At 70.5% G+C, this 3,021-nt stretch carries 3 protein-coding genes and 2 pseudogenes; 3 read left to right on the forward strand and 2 right to left on the reverse strand.

Features of this window, described 5'->3' with window-relative positions; all coding sequences use genetic code 11:
* Both AC3XYG_RS33435 and AC3XYG_RS33440 read left to right on the forward strand, forming a co-directional pair.
* On the forward strand, window positions 1–435 hold a 435-nt coding region (locus AC3XYG_RS33435), incomplete at its 5' end, for a dihydroorotate dehydrogenase (RefSeq protein WP_489144207.1).
* Between the two features lie 77 nt (window positions 436–512).
* On the forward strand, window positions 513–1,916 hold the full coding sequence (locus AC3XYG_RS33440) for a lipase family alpha/beta hydrolase (protein ID WP_489144208.1): 1,404 nt from the start codon (window positions 513–515) through the stop codon (window positions 1,914–1,916).
* Window positions 1,917–1,923: 7 nt separating this feature from the next.
* On the opposite strand, the gene AC3XYG_RS33445 is transcribed toward AC3XYG_RS33440, so the two are convergent.
* Window positions 1,924–2,139, reverse strand: coding sequence for a hypothetical protein (locus tag AC3XYG_RS33445; RefSeq protein WP_489144209.1), 216 nt, complete (start codon window positions 2,137–2,139; stop codon window positions 1,924–1,926).
* Window positions 2,140–2,778: 639 nt separating this feature from the next.
* On the opposite strand from AC3XYG_RS33445, the pseudogene AC3XYG_RS33450 reads away from it, so the two are divergent.
* Window positions 2,779–2,838 (forward strand): annotated as a pseudogene (locus AC3XYG_RS33450) (hypothetical protein); the annotation flags it as partial.
* A gap of 113 nt (window positions 2,839–2,951) precedes the next feature.
* On the opposite strand, the pseudogene AC3XYG_RS33455 reads toward AC3XYG_RS33450, so the two are convergent.
* Window positions 2,952–3,002 (reverse strand): annotated as a pseudogene (locus AC3XYG_RS33455) (hypothetical protein); the annotation flags it as partial.
* Window positions 3,003–3,021 lie beyond the last annotated feature (19 nt).

A 3,021-nucleotide genomic window follows, 5' to 3' on the forward strand; every position in this document is an offset into this window, starting at 1 on the left:
CTGCTGGTCAAGATCGCCCCGGACCTGTCGCCGGAGGATCTGGAGGATGTGGCCGAGGTGGTGCTGGCCGCCGGCATCGACGGACTGATCGTGTCCAACACCACCATCGCCCGCCCTGCCGGCCTGCCGCCCGACCTGGCCACCGAGCCTGGTGGCCTGAGCGGCCGGCCGCTGATGGTGCCGTCGACCACCGTGCTGCGGCGGATGGCGAAGCTGCTGGCCGGCCGGCTGCCACTGGTCGGCGTCGGCGGCGTGTCCAGCGGCGCCGACGCCTATGCCAAGATCCGCGCCGGCGCCAGCCTGGTGCAACTGTACACCGCCCTGGCCTATCGCGGCCCGGACCTGGTCGGCGCGATCAAGCGCGACCTGGCCGGCCGGCTGCGCGCCGACGGTTTCCGCTCGGTCACTGAGGCGGTCGGCGCCGACCTGCGCTAGCCGGCATTCCGTGATTTCCGTCCAAATGATACAATCAGGGGATATTGTCTGTATTTTCAGAACGGGAGGCGCGCGCCATGGCCACCGTCCTTTTCATTCCGGGCATCATGGGATGCGCGGCCGTGCCGACGGCGAAGATCGGCGGATCGAAGCCGCTCTCGATCTGGCCGCCGCGCGGCGCCGGCCCCGACACCATCGTCGCCTTCCTGAAGAGCGACAAGATCGAGTTCACCGAGCCGCTACGCGATTTCCTCGGCGACTGCATCCAGCCGATCTATGGCGCGCTTCTGGACGGGTTGGACGCAGCCGGGATCGCGGTCCAGTCCTTCGTCTATGACTGGCGGATCGATGTCAGGACGCTGGCCGATCAGTTGGCCGCCATCGTCGCCGCGGCCACGGACGACGTCATCCTGCTGGCGCACAGCATGGGTGGGCTGATCGCCCGCACCATGCTGGAGGATGGCCGCCACCCGGCCGCCGTGGCACGCACCCGCCACCTGATCTGCATGGCGACGCCGCATCTGGGCGCCCCGCTGGCCCTGTTCCGCATCCTCGGGCTGGACGGGCTGAACGAATGCGTGCTGCGGCCGATCGACTTCCGCGCCCTGTCGCTGCTGCCGGTCGACTACCCCGCCGGCTATCAGCTGCTGCCCGCCCCCGGGCGGGAATTCGTGTTCGCCGAGAACCGGCCGGTCGACATCTACGCCGAGACCTTCTTCTCGGATGCGGAGCTGCCGTGGTCGGGCCTGGCCGCCGCCCAGGCGATGCACGGCACGCTGGCCCGCTTCGCCCGGCCGGCGGGTGTCGACTACCACCTGTTCGCCGGGACCGGCATCGACGGCACGGTGCAGAGTGGGCGGTTCGAGCCGCAGCCCGGGGCCAACGGCATGCATCGCTGCCTGTCCCGGGTGGTGTCGAGCGAAGGGGACGGCACCGTCCCGCTGTGGAGTGCCGTGCCCGCCCGCTGGGCCGACCTGCTGGTGAAGGCGCTGCCGGTGAACCACATCGCCGTCACCGCCCAGCCGGAGGTGGTCGCGTTCCTGGGCCAACTGCTCGGACAGGGCGCTCCGAGCCTGATGGCGATGGCCGCCCCCCGGCCGCGCAAGCTGAAGGGCAAGAAAGGCAAGAAGTCGGTGCTGCCCGCCGCAACCCCCGCGGCACCCTTGCCCGCGCCGATCCGCATCGGCGTGCCGATGCCCGGGGTCGCGGCCGGGTCGGAGATCGCCATCAGCGTGTCCTTCCCGGACGGGGTCGCGGCCGCCGGCGACCTGACGATCCGGGCCCGGGGCAAGACCTCGAGCCGGCTGGTCAACAGCGTAACCATCGCCGCCGGCAGCGGCCTGACCGGGCTGAAGCTGCGGCTGGCGGCACCGAAGACGCCCGGGATCTACGACGTCGCCTTCGTGCCGACGGCGGACGGCCCGGTCCCCCCGGCACAGGCCGCGCAGCTGGTGGTGGCGAAGCGCAGCCCGGCCGGCTAAGGCGGTTTCACCGAAACAGGATCCTCTCCCGCGGCAAAGGTGGCGCCCGCGGCGCGTCGAGGCCGATGTCGCGCCGCAGGTGGTCGTTCAGCCTGCCGATTGCGGCATCGCTGACCCGGCGGCGCAGCGCGGCGCGGACTAGTGCCCAGAATCCGGCGGGCGCCTGCGGCCGCGGCCGGGCGATGCGGGGAAACGGGATGATGTTGGAGGAAGGGGGAGGCATCTCCGGCTCCTTGGTCTGGTCCTGGGATGAGGGCAACAAAAAACCCGCCGATGGGTCATCGGCGGGGTGCGGTACGATCGCGGATCGGAGGGGGGGACTATCCGGGCGCCTGCCCGATCCTGTTCCCCCGACCACCCGCGCACACCGGCCCCGCCGCCTTTCGGCGCGAAACTCGCTGTTCGCTGAGGATGGTCATCACGATCGTCATTCCGGGATGATCCCGCGCCCCCGGCCCTTCGTCAATCACCGGAATCGGTGGCGCATGACCTGCGCTGCGGCCAGGGATGCGCCCGGCCGGGGTGTTCAGAAGCCCCGCCGCGCTGTCAGGATGGAGTCCCCAGGCATCCCCAGGAGATTCGGTCCATGGACAGGCGCAACGATATCGGTGCTTCGATCGACGAGGCGGTGCAGGCGATCGCGCCCGGCCTGATCGAGGTCCGGCGCGACATCCATGCCCATCCGGAGATCGGCTTCGACGTCGAGCGCACCGCCGGCGTCGTCGCGGCCGAGCTGGACAAGCTCGGCATCGCCTACCGCAGCGGCATCGGCCGCACCGGCATCGTCGCCGACATCAAGGGCGGCGCACCCGGGCCCATGCTGCTGATCCGCGCCGACATGGACGCCCTGCCGATCCATGAGATGACCGGCCAGCCCTTCGCCAGCATCGTGGCCGGCAAGATGCATGCCTGCGGCCATGACATCCACACCGCCACCCTGATCGGCGTCGGCGCCGTGCTGAAGGATCTGGCGCCGACGCCGATCAGGGTGGCGGTGTGGATGTCATGGCCGCAGGCATGCATCTTGCCGGCCACGATGCTGGCGAAGGGCTGGCCGGTCATCTCATGGATCGGCAGGGCGTCCATGTCGGCGCGGATCAGCAGC

The organism is Inquilinus sp. (genome assembly GCF_057815775.1).

Coding starts and splice junctions, on each gene's coding strand:
- AC3XYG_RS33440 (WP_489144208.1), top strand. CDS start 513: ATGGCCACCGTCCTTTTCATTCCGGGCATCATGGGATGCGCGGCCGTG.
- AC3XYG_RS33445 (WP_489144209.1), bottom strand. CDS start 2,139: ATGCCTCCCCCTTCCTCCAACATCATCCCGTTTCCCCGCATCGCCCGG.